Below are 16,742 nucleotides of genomic sequence, written 5' to 3' on the forward strand. Positions count from 1 at the left end.
TTTGAAAAACTAGGATTTTCACATGAAAGTAACAGTTTTTGGTATTGGTTATGTGGGGCTGGTACAGGCCGCGGTGCTGGCTGAAGTTGGCCATGACGTTATGTGCATCGATGTTGATGAGCGAAAAGTCGAAAACCTGAAAAAAGGGAATATCCCGATTTTTGAGCCGGGCCTGGCGCCGCTGGTGCAGCAAAACTATGAGGCCGGGCGCCTGCATTTCACCACCGATGCCAAAGCGGGCGTGGCGCACGGGAATATCCAGTTTATCGCCGTCGGCACGCCGCCGGATGAGGATGGCTCCGCCGATCTGAAATATGTCACCGCGGTGGCGCGCACCATCGCCGAGCACATGACCGATCGCAAAGTGGTGATCGACAAATCCACCGTGCCGGTCGGCACGGCGGACAAGGTGCGCCAGGTGATGGCGGAAACGCTGGTTAAGCGCGGCAGCAACGTGCCGTTCGACGTGGTGTCCAACCCTGAATTCCTGAAGGAAGGCGCCGCGGTGGCTGACTGCATGCGCCCTGAGCGCATCGTGATCGGTACCGATAATAAAGAGGTGATCGAACCTATTCGCGAGCTGTACGAGCCGTTTAACCGCAATCACGATCGTATGATCATGATGGATATCCGCAGCGCGGAACTGACCAAATACGCCGCCAACTGCATGTTGGCGACCAAAATCAGCTTTATGAACGAAATGTCCAACCTGGCGGAAATGCTGGGCGCGGACATCGAGAAAGTGCGTCAGGGCATCGGTTCCGATTCACGCATCGGCTATCACTTCATCTACCCTGGCTGTGGCTACGGTGGCTCTTGCTTCCCGAAAGATGTGCAGGCCTTGATCCGCACGGCGGAGCAGATCGGTTACCAACCGAAGCTGTTGCAGGCGGTAGAGCAGGTCAACTACCAACAGAAAGACAAGCTGAGCAGCTTTATCAAAGACTATTTCGGCAGCGATTTGAAGGGCAAAACCTTCGCACTGTGGGGCCTGGCGTTCAAGCCGAATACCGATGACATGCGTGAAGCCTCCAGCCGCGTGCTGATGGAGCAACTGTGGGCTGCCGGCGCCACCGTTCAAGCCTACGATCCGGAAGCGATGAACGAAGTTCAGCGCATCTATGGCCAGCGTGACGATCTGAAACTGATGGGCACCAAAGAGGCTGCGTTGCACGGCGCCGATGCGCTGGTGATTTGCACCGAATGGCAGAATTTCCGCGCGCCGGACTTCGACGTGATCAAGGGTGCGTTGAAACAGCCGGTGATCTTCGATGGACGTAACCTGTACGATCCGGAGCGTTTGGCGAATCGTGGCTTTACCTACTATGCAATTGGCCGCGGCGCATCGATTAAACCGGTTATTTAAGGAGTGACCATGAAATTCCTGGTTACAGGCGCCGCAGGGTTTATTGGTTATCACGTTGCAGAGCGTTTGTTGACCGCCGGGCATCAGGTTGTCGGCATCGATAACCTGAATGACTATTATGACGTGGGCCTGAAAACGGCCCGTCTGGACAGACTGGCGGATAAGCCGGGATTCCGTTTTATCAAGCTGGATTTGGCCGATCGCGAAGGCATGGCGGCATTGTTCGCCGAGCATCAGTTTCAGCGCGTCATTCATTTGGGCGCGCAAGCCGGCGTGCGTTATTCGCTGGTCAACCCGTTGGCTTATGCGGACGCCAACCTGATCGGCCATTTGAACGTGCTGGAAGGCTGCCGGCATAATAAGGTCGAGCATTTACTTTACGCGTCCTCCAGCTCTGTTTATGGCCTCAATCGCAAGCTGCCGTTTGCTACCGAAGATTCTGTCGACCACCCTGTGTCACTGTATGCGGCAACCAAAAAAGCCAATGAGCTGATGTCACACAGCTACTCTCATTTATACGGTCTTCCGACGACGGGGCTGCGCTTCTTTACCGTATATGGTCCCTGGGGGCGTCCGGATATGGCGCTGTTCAAGTTTACCAAGGCCATATTGGCGGGGGAGAGCATCGATGTATATAACCACGGTGAAATGCACCGTGACTTTACTTACATTGATGATATCACCGAGGCGATTGTGCGGCTGCAGGCGGTTATTCCGCAGGCAGATCCGTCATGGACCGTTGAACAGGGATCGCCGGCGACCAGTTCCGCGCCGTATCATGTTTATAATATCGGCAATAACTCCCCCGTTAAACTGATGGAATATATCACGGCATTGGAGCAGGCTTTGGGGGTAACGGCCCGCAAGAATATGCTGCCGATGCAACCTGGCGACGTGATGGATACCAGCGCGGATACCGCAGAGCTTTATCGTGACATTGGTTTTAAGCCGGAAACCAGCGTTGAAGAGGGTGTGAAGCGCTTTGTTGATTGGTATAAGGCATTCTACCAGGTTCAATAATTGAACGAGGGTAAATGCGATAAAGGGGCCTTAGGGCCCTTTTTTTTCACTGGGATTTCGTGCAAGGAGGAAAATGCGAATTAGGATATTTACTAAAAGAAAAGGGATGAGGCGGGATCACGGCTATAAGCTTTAAAATGAAAAGGCCCCCCGCAGGGAGCCTTTCAGATACGGACTGAATCGCTATTACAGCAGGAAATCATCCAGAGATTTACCTTGCTCTTCGATAGCTTTCTTAATCACCGCAGGGGTACGGCCTTGGCCGGTCCAGGTTTTCAGTTCGCCGTTTTCGTCTTTATATTGGTATTTAGCAGGACGTGCTGCACGTTTTGCTTTGCCGGCAGCCTTGTTGGCAGCCATGGTTTGCAGCAGTTCATTCGGATCGATACCGTCAGCAATCAGCATTTCGCGGTATTGCTGCAGTTTACGGGTGCGTTCTTCGATTTCTGCTTGAGCCTGGCTGTCTTCTTCGCGACGTTCGTTCACAACAACTTCCAGTTTCTCGAGCATTTCTTCCAGCGTTTCCAGTGTGCATTCTCTTGCCTGGGCGCGCAGAGTGCGGATGTTGTTCAAAATCTTTAATGCTTCGCTCATTGTCCTAGTCTCAAATTATATTGGTGGGGGGCGTCTCGATAATAATAGAGTGCTATTTTCCTTTCTGCAATAGCCAAATTGACTTGAATACTCAAATTTACCTTTTAAAAAACCGTTAATCGGATCTGTCCGACTAATATAGGAAGGGCTGTTAACTATTACCCTCACCGCACTTAAGTCAAAAATTCAGCAGGCATGCTTTAAAATGCGCGTGGCACAAGGCTTTCATCGATAAGTTATCGCTGTAATTTATATCAATATTACAATGGGTTCTGTGGGCTTAATCACGTCATGACGAGGCAGACATTGTAAACAATAGGGGTATCTGGGTAAAGATTGCGTCAGGAAACGTCGGGGGAGAACGAAGGTGATTAAATGCCCTGTATTGGCCTCACGTATAATAGGCAAGCACTCCGCCGCGGTTGCGGCGCCTGCCGAGGTGAAAGGGGGGATTATGCATTAATCGGCAAATGACCGGCTTAACCATTAGCAAGAATTAATAGTGATGACAGGCATACATTATCCTGTAAATAGCGGTAAAAAGAACGGGCCGACAGAAGGATATGTTTCGCTTGAAAGCGCATTATTACGGCGAACGCAATATTCGCTCGCTTTGGGCTGAGCCGGGGGGCGGGTTATGGTACACTCACCATCCTAATCAACATTTGAATATTTCTTATACCATCGGAGTTGCGGGGCCATGGCTCAACTTTATTTTTATTACTCTGCGATGAATGCCGGCAAGTCCACCGCGCTGCTACAGTCTTCATATAACTATCAAGAACGTGGTATGCGCACGCTGGTGTTCACCGCGGAGATCGATCACCGCTTTGGGGTAGGCAAAGTCAGCTCGCGCATCGGTTTATCCTCGCAGGCCCAGCTCTATAACAACGACTCGATGCTGTACGCCATGATTCAGCAGGAGCATCAGCAGCAGCCGGTGCATTGCGTGCTGCTGGATGAAAGCCAGTTCCTGACCAAGGCCCAGGTTGAGCAATTGTGCGATGTGGTGGACCAACTGGACATTCCCGTATTGTGCTACGGCCTGCGTACCGATTTTCTCGGTGAGCTGTTTATCGGCAGCCAATATTTGCTGGCCTGGGCTGATAAGCTGGTGGAATTGAAAACCATCTGCCACTGCGGGCGCAAAGCCAATATGGTGTTGCGGTTGGATGAAAACGGCCAGGCGATGCACGCCGGTGAGCAGGTGGTGATTGGCGGTAACGAGAGCTATGTCTCCGTCTGCCGCAAGCATTATAAAGAGGCGATTCACTCCCTGGAGTAGGGGAGAAAACGCCGCCAAAGCCCGCTGAAGCGTTTTGGTGACCTAAGTCGAAATGCAGCGCCTCGGGCGCAATAAAAAACCCGCCGTGTGGCGGGTTTTTTTATCGGTTCACGGAACCGTTATTTCTTGGGCTTCTTTACCGCGGTTTTGGCGGCAGCAGGAGCGGCAGCTTCCTCTTCTACCGCTTCGCTGAATTCGCGGCCGTAGAAGGTATCCAGCATGATTTGCTTCAGTTCGGCAATCAGCGGATAGCGCGGGTTGGCGCCGGTGCATTGGTCGTCGAACGCGTCTTCCGACAGCTTGTCGACTTTCGCCAGGAAGTCCGCCTCCTGCACACCCGCTTCGCGGATGGAGGTTGGGATGCCCAACTCGGTTTTCAGCTCGTCCAGCCAGGCCAGCAGTTTCTCAATCTTCTGCGCGGTGCGGTCGCCCGGAGCGCTCAGGCCGAGGTGGTCGGCGATTTCAGCGTAGCGGCGGCGCGCCTGAGGGCGGTCGTACTGGCTGAAGGCCGTCTGCTTGGTCGGGTTGTCGTTCGCATTGTAGCGAATAACGTTGGAAATCAGCATCGCGTTGGCCAGGCCGTGCGGAATGTGGAACTCCGAACCCAGCTTGTGCGCCATGGAGTGACAAACCCCAAGGAAGGCGTTGGCGAAAGCGATACCGGCGATGGTGGCGGCGTTGTGCACGCGTTCACGAGCAACCGGGTTTTTCGCGCCTTCTTTATAGCTGGCCGGCAGATACTCTTTCAACAGTTTCAGCGCCTGCAGCGCCTGGCCGTCGGAGTATTCGTTCGCCAGCACCGAGACGTAGGCTTCCAGCGCGTGGGTGACCGCATCCAGACCGCCGAAGGCACACAGGGATTTCGGCATGTTCATCACCAGGTTGGCGTCGACAATCGCCATGTCCGGGGTCAGCGCATAGTCGGCCAGCGGGTATTTCTGCCCGGTGGTGTCGTCGGTCACGACGGCGAATGGTGTGACTTCCGAACCGGTGCCTGAGGTGGTGGTGATAGCGATCATCTTCGCTTTCACGCCCATTTTCGGGAACTTGTAGATACGCTTGCGGATGTCCATGAAGCGCAGCGCCAGATCCTCGAAGTGGGTTTCAGGATGTTCGTACAGCACCCACATGATTTTCGCAGCGTCCATCGGCGAACCGCCGCCCAGCGCGATGATGACGTCCGGTTTGAAGGAGTTCATCTGCTCGGCGCCTTTACGCACGATGCTCAGCGTCGGGTCGGCTTCCACTTCGAAGAACACTTCGGTTTCGATGCCGTGAGACTTCAGAACCTTGGTGATCTGGTCGGCATAGCCGTTGTTGAACAGGAAACGGTCGGTCACGATGAAGGCGCGTTTTGCCCCGTCGGTCGCCACTTCTTCCAGCGCGATAGGCAGCGAGCCACGGCGGAAGTAGATCGATTTCGGAAGTTTATGCCACAACATGTTTTCTGCTCGCTTCGCTACAGTTTTCTTGTTGATCAGGTGTTTAGGTCCGACGTTTTCAGAGATGGAGTTACCACCCCAGGAGCCGCAACCCAGCGTCAGCGAAGGCGCGAGTTTGAAGTTATACAGGTCGCCGATACCGCCCTGAGAAGCCGGGGTGTTGATCAGGATGCGAGCCGTTTTCATTTTATCGCCGAAGTAGGCGATGCGAGCCGTTTGGTTATCCTGGTCGGTGTACAGGCAGGAAGTGTGGCCGATACCGCCCATGGCGACCAGTTTTTCGGCTTTGGCGACGGCGTCTTCGAAGTCTTTGGCCCGGTACATCGCCAGCGTCGGCGACAGTTTTTCATGGGCGAAAGGTTCGGACTCGTCGACCAGCTTCACTTCGCCGATCAGCACTTTGGTGTTGGCCGGCACTTTGATGCCTGCCATCTCGGCGATTTTCGGTGCGGATTGCCCGACGATGGCCGCGTTCAGACCGCCGTTTTTCAGGATGATGTCCTGCACCGCTTTCAGTTCTTTACCCTGCAGCAGATAGCCGCCGTGGGAAGCGAAGCGTTCGCGTACCGCATCATAAATAGAGTCGACGACGATGACCGACTGTTCGGAAGCGCAGATAACGCCGCTGTCGAAGGTTTTGGACATCAGGATAGACGCGACCACGCGCTTGATGTCTGCGGTTTCGTCTACCACCACCGGCGTATTACCGGCGCCGACGCCGATGGCCGGTTTGCCGGAGCTGTAGGCGGCTTTCACCATGCCCGGGCCACCGGTGGCCAGGATCAGGTTGATGTCCGGGTGGTGCATCAGCTGGTTGGACAGTTCGACGGTCGGTTGGTCGATCCAACCGATGATGTCTTTCGGCGCGCCGGCGGCGATAGCGGCTTGCAGCACGATATCGGCGGCTTTGTTGGTGGCATTTTTCGCACGCGGGTGCGGCGAGAAGATGATGCCGTTACGGGTTTTCAGGCTGATCAGCGCTTTGAAGATCGCGGTAGAAGTTGGGTTGGTGGTAGGGACGATACCGCAAATCAGGCCGATAGGCTCGGCGATGGTGATGGTACCGAAGGTGTCATCTTCAGACAGGATGCCACAGGTTTTTTCATCTTTATAGGCGTTGTAGATGTACTCGGAAGCGAAGTGGTTTTTGATCACTTTGTCTTCGACGATACCCATTCCGGATTCTTCCACGGCCATTTTGGCCAACGGGATACGGGCATCAGCAGCGGCGAGGGCGGCAGCGCGGAAAATTTTATCCACTTGCTCTTGAGTGAAGTTGGCATATTCGCGCTGGGCTTTTTTGACACGTGCGACAAGCTCGTTCAGTTCAGCGACATTCGTTACAGCCATAATGCTCTCCTGATAATGTTAAACTCTTTCAGTAAATAAGCCGTGCGAGCCACTAGTATAGTCATAACGGGAATAAACGGTGATTTGAATACCGGGGCTTTCCCGCGTTATTTCTTCGCATGCTGCTGATTTGCTTAAAGAGCTTCACCCTACGCCAACCGGAGGGGCAGGCAGTGAGGAGAAGGGAACCGGCTGGGTTGCCGCCGACTTTGTTCTACTCCCTGACTACGACTAAGAGCTTACCTACTGTTGGGTAGTCGATTTGTGATCTAAATCATGAAAAGTGCAAGCTGACACCTTTCAGCTTGCCGGTGTTGGGAATCATTCTTGATAACTGTGAGCGATGACTCTTTTTTCAACATAAAAAATCAAAAGGCCATACATCACTTTAACAAAGGGCATTTGTTTCGTTGCATAACTTGCTGACAGTCAAAAATGCTGCTTGGGCCGGATGGATTACCCGCGCCAATTCCATTACATTAGCGCGCATAGGCAGCACACCTTTTTTATAGCGATTAATGCGGAGCATCTGTGGGCCAATCTCTGTTGGATCTTTCCGGCTTTATCAAGTTCTTTGTCGGTCTGTTTGCGCTGGTCAACCCGGTGGGCATTTTGCCGGTGTTTATCAGCATGACCAGCTACCAGGCGGAAGCGGGGCGCAATAAAACCAACCTGACCGCCAACCTGTCGGTCGCCATCATTTTGTGGACGTCGCTGTTCCTGGGCGAAGGGATCCTGCGGATGTTCGGCATCTCTATCGATTCGTTCCGCATCGCCGGCGGTATTCTGGTGGTGACCATCGCCATGTCGATGATCAGCGGCAAGCTGGGGGAAGACAAGCAAAACAAACAGGAGAAATCGGAGAGCGCGATCCGCGAAAGCATCGGCGTGGTGCCGCTAGCGCTGCCGCTGATGGCGGGGCCGGGGGCGATCAGTTCCACCATCGTGTGGAGTTCCCGTTATCACAACTGGCAAAGCCTGCTCGGCTTTACGGTGGCGATCGCCTTGTTCGCCTTTTGTTGCTGGCTGTTGTTCCGCGCCGCGCCGCTGTTGGTGCGTTTGCTGGGGCAGACCGGCATCAACGTGATCACCCGTATCATGGGTCTGCTGCTGATGGCGCTCGGCATCGAGTTTATCGTTACCGGCATTAAGGCGATATTCCCCGGCCTGTTGTAATACCCTTTGTTTAGCCGCGTACCTTTCGCGTCGGCGCGGCTAAAATTAATTTTAAAGTTTAAATTATTTATTGGTTCGCATTATTATAGTGCACAGAGTGAATAAAAATTATGCCGTTGCACTCTTATGTTGCATAAATCTCATGTTACTGCTCAAAAAAAACGCTGAGCGTTATTTCAAACACTTTTCCTCCCCCCTTTTCGCGCATTTTGCCCCCGTTCAACGGTAAAGCTGTTGTTAAATTAGTCACATCATTCTGTGGGGCTTGTCTCACTTTCATCCAGGTGTTATTAGTGATTAACCGCCCGTAGACAGGTGTTTGTTCTTTGAATGATTGGATTGTTAACTGAATGTTTCTTTTCACGGCGGTGAGATCGTGCTGACGGTTTCAATTGAAATGAATTCGGTTTTTTTGCCTTTAAAATCATATCAATGACATTGGTTTTTCTTGGCCTCGAACGCAGGGGACGGATCGGTCTTCGTGCGATAAAAGAGAATTGCTTAACATTTTCGTAAAATTTATTGGCTATGGAATTTGGCTTCTGCTAATTTCCGAGCAACTTTCCCGTGGTCAATTAACTGAAATGCGCCATAAAAACGGGAATGATTTTTGCTGGTATCCGTTTATTTAGAATTCTTATAAACACTTCACAAACTTCGATAAGCGATGCTTGTCGGTGAAAAGGAGCCTCGATTATGCAGCAAACCCTGAAGCGTACTTCTTTGACCTTGTTGATTAGCGGCGCGCTGAGCGTCGGCGCCGTAAATAGCGGTTGGGCGGCGCAGGTGCCGGCCGGCGTTCAGTTGGCGCAGCAGCAGAATATTGTGATCAACAACGGTAGCGAAGTGGCTTCATTGGATCCGCATAAGGTCGAGGGCGTACCGGAAAGCAATATCATTCTTAATCTGCTGGAAGGGCTGGTGAGCACCGACGCCAACGGGCATGTGGTGCCGGCGGCGGCGGCGAGCTGGGAAAACCAGAATTATCAGCAGTGGACTTTCCACCTGCGTCCCGGCGCGGTGTGGAGCGACGGCAGCCCGGTGACCGCGCAAGATTTCGTCTACAGCTGGCAGCGTCTGGCCGATCCGAAAATCGCCTCGCCCTATGCCAGCTACCTGCAATACACCAAAGTCGAGAATATTGACGACATCCTGACCGGTAAGAAGAGCCCGCAGACCCTCGGCGTCAAGGCGCTGGACGATCAAACGCTGCAGGTGACGCTGAGCGAGCCGGTGCCGTATTTCATCAGCATGCTGAGCCACACGTCGCTCAAACCGGTCAAGCGGGCGGTGGTGGAAAAATTCGGCGATAAATGGACGCTGCCCGCCAACTACGTCGGTAACGGCGCTTACCGCCTGAAAGAGTGGGTGGTGAACGAGCGCATCGTGCTGGAGCGCAGCCCGAGCTACTGGAACAACAAGCAGACGGTGATCAATCAGGCGACCTTCCTGCCGATTACCTCGGAAGTCAGCGACGTTAACCGCTTCCGCAGCGGCGAGATCGATATCACCAACAGCGCCATTCCGCCATACCTGTACGTCAAGATGAAGCGCGAAATGCCTGAACAGCTGCACGTTAACCCTTATCTGTGCACCTTCTATTACGAGCTCAATAACAAGCAGGCGCCGTTCACCGATGCGCGCGTGCGTACGGCGGTGAAGATGACGCTGGATCGCGACATCATCGCCAACAAGATCATGGGCCAGGGGCAGATCCCGGCCTACAGCTTCACGCCGACCTTCACGGAAGGCGCTAACTTCACGCCGCCCGCGTGGGCCGGCTGGAGCCAGGAACAGCGCAACGCTGAAGCCAGGAAACTGCTGGCGGAAGCGGGCTACAGCGACGCCAAGCCGCTGAAATTCTCGCTGCTGTACAACACCTCCGATCAAAACAAACAGCAGGCGATCGCCGCTGCGTCGATGTGGAAGAAGAACCTGGGCGCCGAGGTCACGCTGCGCAACCAGGAATGGAAAACGTCGCTGGAGAGCCGCCATCAGGGGCAATACGACGTGGCGCGCGCCACCTGGTGCGGGGATTACAACGAGCCCAGCGCGTTCCTGAACCTGGTGCTGTCCAACAGCAGCATCAATACCGTGTTCTATAAGAGCCCGGCGTTCGACGCCATCATGGCCGCCACGCTGAAGGCGCCGGATGAGGCCGCGCGCGCCGCGCTCTATCAGCAGGCGGAAGCGCAGCTGGACAAAGACTCCGCGTTGGTCCCGGTTTATTACCGCGTCAGCGCGCGGTTGATCAAGCCGACGGTGGGCGGGTTCACCGGCAAAGATCCGCTGGACTATACCGACGTTAAAAATCTGTACATTATCAAGCAGTAAAAGGGGTATTCCTGGCGCTAGTTCGCGGAGGAATATAGGGAAGGCCGGCCGTCGCATTCGTTCCGCGGCGGCGGGAAAACAGAGTCCGCTTACGGGCAACGCAGGTTCCACGAAGAGCCTGTGATAATAAAAAACTGGAGTCGATAAGTATGACCAACATCACGAAGAAAACGCTCATTGCCGCCGGCGTCATCGCCGCGCTGGGCATCACAGCAACCACCTCCGCCTTTGCCGCCGACGTTCCTGCAGGCGTGCAGCTGGCCGACAAGCAAGAAATCGTCAAAAACAACGGTTCCGAAGTGCAGTCGCTGGATCCGCACAAAATCGAGGGCGTGCCGGAAAACAACGTCACCCGCGATCTGATGGAAGGCCTGGCGAACAACAGCCCGGACGGTTCCATCGTGCCGGGCGTCGCGGAAAGCTGGGATAACAAGGATTTCAAAGTCTGGACCTTCCACCTGCGTAAAGACGCCAAATGGTCCAACGGCAAGCCGGTAACGGCGCAAGATTTCGTCTACAGCTGGCAGCGCGTGGTGGATCCGAAAACCGCGTCGCCTTACGCCAGCTACCTGCAGTACGCCCATGTGGAAAACGTCGATGACATCATCGCCGGTAAAAAAGACAAGTCGACGCTGGGCGTGAAGGCCATCGACGACCACACCTTCCAGGTGACCCTGAGCGAGTCGGTGCCTTATCTGGTTGAAATGACCCCGCACTACGCCATGAAGCCGGTTTACAAAGACGCGGTGGAGAAGTTTGGCGAGAAGTGGACGCTGCCGGCCAACTACGTCAGCAACGGCGCCTACAAACTGAAAGACTGGATTGTCAACGAACGCATCGTACTGGAACGCAACCCGGAATATTGGGATAACGCCAAAACCATCATCAATAAAGTGACGTTCCTGCCTATTTCGTCGGAAGTGACCGACGTTAACCGCTACCGCACCGGCGAAATCGACATGACCTACAACAACATGCCGATCGAACTGTTCCAGAAGCTGAAAAAAGAGATCCCGAAAGAGGTGCATGTCGATCCTTACCTGTGCACCTATTACTACGAAATCAACAACCAGAAGGCGCCGTTCACCGATGCGCGCGTGCGTGAAGCGCTGAAGCTGGGCATGGATCGCGACATCATCGTCAACAAGGTGAAAAACCAGGGCGATCTGCCGGCCTACAGCTTTACGCCGCCATACACCGACGGCGCCAAGCTGACCCCGCCGGAGTGGTTCGGCTGGACGCAGGAAAAACGCAACGAAGCGGCGAAGAAACTGCTGGCGGAAGCCGGCTACGGCCCGGGCAAACCGCTGACCTTCTCCCTGCTGTACAACACTTCAGACCTGCACAAGAAGCTGGCGATCGCCGCCGCCTCCATCTGGAAGAAAAACCTGGGCGTGGACGTGAAGCTGGTGAACCAGGAGTGGAAAACCTTCCTGGATACCCGCCATCAGGGCACCTATGACGTGGCGCGCGCCGGCTGGTGCGCCGACTACAACGAACCGAGTTCGTTCCTGAACATGATGTTGTCCGACAGCAGCAGTAACACCCCGCACTACAAGAGCGCCGAGTTCGACAAGCTGATGGCCAACGTGCTGACCGCGAAGACCAAAGACGAGCGCGCCGATCTGTATCAGAAAGCGGAAGTTCAGCTGGATAAGGATTCCGCCATCGTTCCGCTGTATTACTACGTGAACGCCCGTTTGGTGAAACCTTACGTCGGTGGCTACACCGGCAAAGACCCGCTTGATAACGTGTACGACAAAAACCTGTACATCATCAAGCATTGATACGGTAAGAGCCGGCGGCGCAGGCCGCCGGCCCATGTTGAGAATAATAAGCCGTCATCAGGCTGTCGCACAGGGTTAGGGCAATGCTTAAATTTATACTTCGTCGCTTGCTGGAAGCGATCCCGACACTATTTATCCTTATCACCATCTCATTCTTCATGATGCGCCTGGCGCCCGGCAGTCCATTTACCGGGGAACGCGCATTGCCGCCGGAAGTTATGGCGAACATCGAAGCCAAATATCATTTGAACGACCCGATCTGGAAACAGTACGGTCATTATCTGGCGCAGCTTGCGCAGGGAGACTTCGGCCCGTCCTTTAAATACAAGGACTATTCGGTCAACGATCTGGTCGCCGGCTCTTTCCCGGTGTCCGCCAAACTCGGCCTGGCCGCGTTTCTGCTGGCGGTGGTGCTGGGGGTGAGCGCAGGCGTGATTGCCGCGCTGAATCAGAACACCAAATGGGACTACACGGTGATGGGGTTCGCCATGACCGGGGTGGTGATACCCAGTTTCGTGGTGGCGCCGCTGTTGGTGCTGATCTTCGCCATCACGCTGAAATGGCTGCCGGGCGGTGGCTGGAACGGCGGCGCGCCTAAATTCATCATCCTGCCGATGGTGGCGCTGTCGCTGGCCTATATCGCCAGCATCGCCCGTATCACGCGCGGCTCGATGATTGAAGTGCTGCACTCCAACTTCATCCGCACCGCGCGCGCCAAAGGCTTGCCGATGCGTCGCATCATTTTCCGCCACGCGCTGAAGCCGGCGCTGCTGCCGGTGCTGTCCTACATGGGGCCGGCGTTCGTCGGCATCATCACCGGTTCGATGGTGATCGAAACCATCTACGGTCTGCCGGGGATCGGCCAGCTGTTCGTTAACGGCGCGCTGAACCGCGACTACTCCCTGGTATTGAGCCTGACCATTCTGGTGGGCGCACTGACCATTCTGTTCAACGCGATCGTCGATGTGCTGTATGCGGTCATCGATCCGAAAATCCGTTATTAATCTGGAGCACGCGAATGATGTTGACTAAAAAGAACAGCGAAGCTCTGGAACACTTCAGCGAGAAGCTGGAAGTGGAAGGACGCAGCCTGTGGCAAGACGCGCGCCGGCGCTTTATGCACAACCGCGCGGCGGTCAGCAGCCTGTTCATTCTGGTGTTGATCACGCTGTTTGTGGTGCTGGCGCCGATGCTGTCGCAATTTGCCTACGACGATACCGATTGGGCGATGATGTCCGCCGCGCCAAGCGTGGAATCGGGGCACTATTTCGGCACCGACTCCTCCGGGCGCGATCTGCTGGTGCGCGTGGCGATCGGCGGGCGCATCTCGCTGATGGTCGGCGTGGCGGCGGCGCTGGTGGCGGTGATCGTCGGCACCCTGTACGGCGCGATGTCCGGCTATCTGGGCGGCAAGGTCGACTCGGTGATGATGCGCCTGCTGGAGATCCTTAACTCCTTCCCGTTCATGTTCTTCGTGATCCTGCTGGTGACCTTTTTCGGCCAGAACATCCTGCTTATCTTCGTGGCGATCGGCATGGTGTCGTGGCTGGATATGGCGCGTATCGTGCGCGGCCAAACCCTCGGCCTGAAGCGCAAGGAGTTCATCGAAGCGGCGCTGGTGTGCGGCGTCTCCACGCGCAATATCGTGCTGCGGCATATCGTGCCGAACGTGCTCGGCGTGGTGGTGGTGTATGCCTCGCTGCTGGTGCCGAGCATGATCCTGTTCGAATCCTTCCTCAGCTTCCTGGGGCTGGGCACGCAGGAGCCGCTCAGCAGCTGGGGCGCATTGCTTAGCGACGGCGCCAACTCAATGGAAGTTTCACCGTGGTTGCTGCTGTTCCCGGCGGGTTTCCTGGTTGTCACTCTGTTCTGTTTCAACTTTATCGGCGATGGCCTGCGTGACGCCCTCGACCCGAAAGATCGTTAAGGAGTGCAATCATGAGCACCATTGAACATCCTCAACTGCAAACCGGCGCCGGCGTCAAAACGTCGCCGCTGCTGGACGTGAAAGACCTGCGCGTCACGTTCTCCACCCCGGACGGCGACGTGACGGCGGTGAACGATCTGAACTTCGACCTGCGCGCCGGCGAAACGCTGGGCATCGTCGGTGAATCCGGTTCCGGCAAATCGCAGACCGCGTTCGCCCTGATGGGGTTGCTGGCCAGCAATGGCCGCATCGGCGGTTCGGCCAAATTCAACGGCCGTGAAATTCTCAACCTGCCGGAAAATCAGCTCAACAAGCTGCGGGCCGAAGAGATCTCGATGATCTTCCAGGACCCGATGACCTCGCTCAACCCTTATATGCGCGTTGGCGAACAGCTGATGGAAGTGCTGATGCTGCATAAGAAAATGAGCAAAAGCGAAGCCTTCGAAGAGTCGGTACGCATGCTCGACGCGGTGAAAATGCCGGAAGCGCGCAAGCGCATGCGCATGTATCCGCACGAGTTTTCCGGCGGCATGCGCCAGCGCGTGATGATCGCCATGGCGCTGCTGTGCCGGCCGAAGCTGCTGATCGCCGACGAACCGACCACCGCGCTGGACGTGACCGTCCAGGCGCAGATCATGACGCTGCTCAACGAACTGAAGCGCGAATTCAACACCGCCATCATCATGATCACCCACGACCTGGGCGTGGTGGCCGGCATCTGCAACAAGGTGCTGGTGATGTACGCCGGCCGCACCATGGAATACGGCAGCGCGCGCGAGGTGTTCTACCAGCCGAGCCATCCGTACTCCATCGGCCTGTTGAACGCGGTGCCGCGCCTCGACGCCGAAGGCGAAGCGTTGCTGACCATTCCCGGCAACCCGCCGAACCTGCTGCGGTTGCCGAAAGGCTGCCCGTTCCAACCGCGCTGCCCGTACGCCATGGAGCAGTGTGCGAGCGCTCCGCCGTTGGAGCAATTTGGGGAAGGGCGCCTGCGCGCCTGCTTTAAACCGGTGGAGGCGTTGGTATGACAGCGGTAACCGACAAGAAAGTGCTGCTCGAAGTGGCCGATTTGAAAGTGCACTTCGACATTCATGACGACAAACAGTGGTTCTGGCAGCCGCCGAAAACCCTGAAAGCGGTCGATGGCGTCACGCTGCGGCTGTTCGAGGGGGAAACCCTGGGCGTGGTCGGCGAGTCCGGCTGCGGCAAATCCACCTTCGCGCGCGCCATCATCGGCCTGGTGAAGGCCACCAGCGGGCGCGTCGCCTGGCTGGGCAAAGATCTGCTGGGCATGAGCGACGCCGACTGGCGCAAAACCCGCAGCGATATCCAGATGATTTTCCAGGATCCGCTGGCTTCGCTCAACCCGCGCATGACCATCGGCGAGATCATCGCCGAGCCGCTGCGCACCTACTACCCGAAAATGCCGCGTCAGGAAGTGAAGGACAAGGTCAAGGCGATGATGCTGAAGGTCGGCCTGCTGCCTAACCTGATCAACCGCTACCCGCACGAGTTTTCCGGCGGCCAGTGCCAGCGTATCGGCATCGCGCGCGCGCTGATCCTCGAGCCGAAGCTGGTGATCTGCGACGAACCGGTCTCCGCGCTGGACGTGTCGATTCAGGCGCAGGTGGTGAACCTGCTGCAGCAGCTGCAGCGCGAGATGGGGCTGTCACTGATCTTTATCGCCCACGACTTGGCGGTGGTGAAGCACATTTCGGATCGCGTGCTGGTGATGTATCTGGGCCATGCGGTGGAGCTGGGCACCTATGACGAGGTGTACCACAATCCGCAGCACCCTTACACCAAAGCGCTGATGTCGGCGGTGCCGATCCCGGATCCGGACAAGGAGAAGGAAAAGCAGATCCAGTTGCTGGAAGGGGAGCTGCCTTCGCCGATCAACCCGCCGACCGGCTGTGTGTTCCGCACCCGCTGCCCGATCGCTGGGCCGGAGTGCGCCAAGACGCGTCCGCTGCTGGAGGGCAGTTTCCGCCATGCGGTTTCGTGCCTGAAGGTCGATCCGCTGTAATGCGCCGCTAGCCGGCAACAAAAAGCCCCGCTGAATGAGCGGGGCTTTTTTTATCCGATATGCTATCGGCGAATCACTCTTTCCACAGAATGTGGCACAGCTTGTGGTCTTTCTCGCGGCAGATCAGCACGCGGGCGAACACGTCGTTGATCGGCTCGCCGTCGCTGTCCGCGAGACCGATCACTACCTCGGCGAAGAAGTCCGGGTTCAGATCGTAATCCACGTGCTCGCTCCAGTCTTCGGAGGGGTCGTACAGTTCGGCGCCGCCGCGCTCTTCAAACTGCAGGTTGAACAGCAGAATATCCGCCGGATCCAGATTGTCGCCGGCCAATTCGAGGAAGATGTCGTAGGCCTGTTCCAGCGTTTCGTCTTCGGTAAGGCGGTTATTCAAATCCATAAAAAAATCCTGATAACAAATGATTTGGCGCTATTAAA

Annotated in this window: 14 protein-coding genes; 10 read left to right on the top strand and 4 right to left on the bottom strand. The window is 55.8% G+C overall.

Going from position 1 to position 16,742, the window contains the following annotated elements:
* Window positions 1-22: 22 nt before the first annotated feature.
* Entirely contained in the window at window positions 23-1,366 is a 1,344-nt protein-coding gene (locus ACJ8MK_RS07705) for a UDP-glucose dehydrogenase family protein (RefSeq protein ID WP_101427006.1), read from the top strand.
* Window positions 1,367-1,375: 9 nt separating this feature from the next.
* On the top strand, window positions 1,376-2,386 hold the full coding sequence (locus ACJ8MK_RS07710) for an NAD-dependent epimerase (protein WP_033634790.1): 1,011 nt from the start codon (window positions 1,376-1,378) through the stop codon (window positions 2,384-2,386).
* 186 nt (window positions 2,387-2,572) lie between these two features.
* On the opposite strand, the gene hns is transcribed toward ACJ8MK_RS07710, so the two are convergent.
* A complete protein-coding gene (hns, locus tag ACJ8MK_RS07715; protein WP_004932170.1) occupies window positions 2,573-2,980 on the bottom strand; it encodes a histone-like nucleoid-structuring protein H-NS in 408 nt (135 codons plus the stop codon).
* Between the two features lie 700 nt (window positions 2,981-3,680).
* Between hns and ACJ8MK_RS07720 the strand changes: the two genes are divergently transcribed.
* Window positions 3,681-4,265: a thymidine kinase gene (locus tag ACJ8MK_RS07720; protein WP_033634789.1), complete on the top strand. Its 585-nt coding sequence runs from the start codon at window positions 3,681-3,683 to the stop codon at window positions 4,263-4,265.
* Window positions 4,266-4,384: 119 nt separating this feature from the next.
* On the opposite strand, the gene adhE is transcribed toward ACJ8MK_RS07720, so the two are convergent.
* Window positions 4,385-7,057 (bottom strand): bifunctional acetaldehyde-CoA/alcohol dehydrogenase, encoded by a 2,673-nt coding sequence (gene adhE / locus ACJ8MK_RS07725; protein ID WP_038877249.1) that lies wholly within the window; start codon window positions 7,055-7,057, stop codon window positions 4,385-4,387.
* Between the two features lie 531 nt (window positions 7,058-7,588).
* Here adhE and ACJ8MK_RS07730 point away from each other — a divergent pair.
* On the top strand, window positions 7,589-8,233 hold the full coding sequence (locus tag ACJ8MK_RS07730) for a YchE family NAAT transporter (protein WP_015378089.1): 645 nt from the start codon (window positions 7,589-7,591) through the stop codon (window positions 8,231-8,233).
* A 145-nt stretch (window positions 8,234-8,378) separates the two neighbouring features.
* Here ACJ8MK_RS07730 and ACJ8MK_RS07735 read toward each other — a convergent pair whose 3' ends face one another.
* Entirely contained in the window at window positions 8,379-8,597 is a 219-nt protein-coding gene (locus ACJ8MK_RS07735) for a hypothetical protein (protein WP_133160015.1), read from the bottom strand.
* Window positions 8,598-8,929: 332 nt separating this feature from the next.
* Between ACJ8MK_RS07735 and ACJ8MK_RS07740 the strand changes: the two genes are divergently transcribed.
* The 6 genes from ACJ8MK_RS07740 (at window position 8,930) to oppF (ending at window position 16,307) form a co-directional block, all read left to right on the top strand.
* Window positions 8,930-10,567 carry an ABC transporter substrate-binding protein gene (locus ACJ8MK_RS07740; RefSeq protein WP_033634786.1) on the top strand — a complete coding sequence of 546 codons (1,638 nt, stop codon included), beginning with the start codon at window positions 8,930-8,932 and terminating at the stop codon, window positions 10,565-10,567.
* A gap of 149 nt (window positions 10,568-10,716) precedes the next feature.
* Window positions 10,717-12,354 carry an oligopeptide ABC transporter substrate-binding protein OppA gene (gene oppA / locus ACJ8MK_RS07745; protein WP_033647597.1) on the top strand — a complete coding sequence of 546 codons (1,638 nt, stop codon included), beginning with the start codon at window positions 10,717-10,719 and terminating at the stop codon, window positions 12,352-12,354.
* 83 nt (window positions 12,355-12,437) lie between these two features.
* Window positions 12,438-13,358, top strand: a complete 921-nt coding sequence (gene oppB / locus ACJ8MK_RS07750) for an oligopeptide ABC transporter permease OppB (RefSeq protein ID WP_033654356.1) — start codon at window positions 12,438-12,440, stop codon at window positions 13,356-13,358.
* Between the two features lie 14 nt (window positions 13,359-13,372).
* Complete coding sequence (oppC, locus tag ACJ8MK_RS07755; RefSeq protein ID WP_033634783.1) at window positions 13,373-14,281, top strand: oligopeptide ABC transporter permease OppC; 909 nt, start codon at window positions 13,373-13,375, stop codon at window positions 14,279-14,281.
* A gap of 11 nt (window positions 14,282-14,292) precedes the next feature.
* Window positions 14,293-15,309 (top strand): ABC transporter ATP-binding protein, encoded by a 1,017-nt coding sequence (locus ACJ8MK_RS07760; protein ID WP_033634782.1) that lies wholly within the window; start codon window positions 14,293-14,295, stop codon window positions 15,307-15,309.
* Window positions 15,306-16,307: a murein tripeptide/oligopeptide ABC transporter ATP binding protein OppF gene (gene oppF, locus ACJ8MK_RS07765; protein WP_025303071.1), complete on the top strand. Its 1,002-nt coding sequence runs from the start codon at window positions 15,306-15,308 to the stop codon at window positions 16,305-16,307. The genes ACJ8MK_RS07760 and oppF overlap by 4 nt, the downstream gene beginning before the upstream one ends.
* Before the next feature lie 73 nt (window positions 16,308-16,380).
* Here oppF and ACJ8MK_RS07770 read toward each other — a convergent pair whose 3' ends face one another.
* A complete protein-coding gene (locus tag ACJ8MK_RS07770; RefSeq protein WP_004932139.1) occupies window positions 16,381-16,704 on the bottom strand; it encodes an HI1450 family dsDNA-mimic protein in 324 nt (107 codons plus the stop codon).
* Between the last annotated feature and the right edge of the window lie 38 nt (window positions 16,705-16,742).

Origin of the sequence: Serratia sp. CY38905 (assembly GCF_052168875.1) — a bacterium.
GTDB classification, from domain to species: domain Bacteria; phylum Pseudomonadota; class Gammaproteobacteria; order Enterobacterales; family Enterobacteriaceae; genus Serratia; species Serratia sarumanii.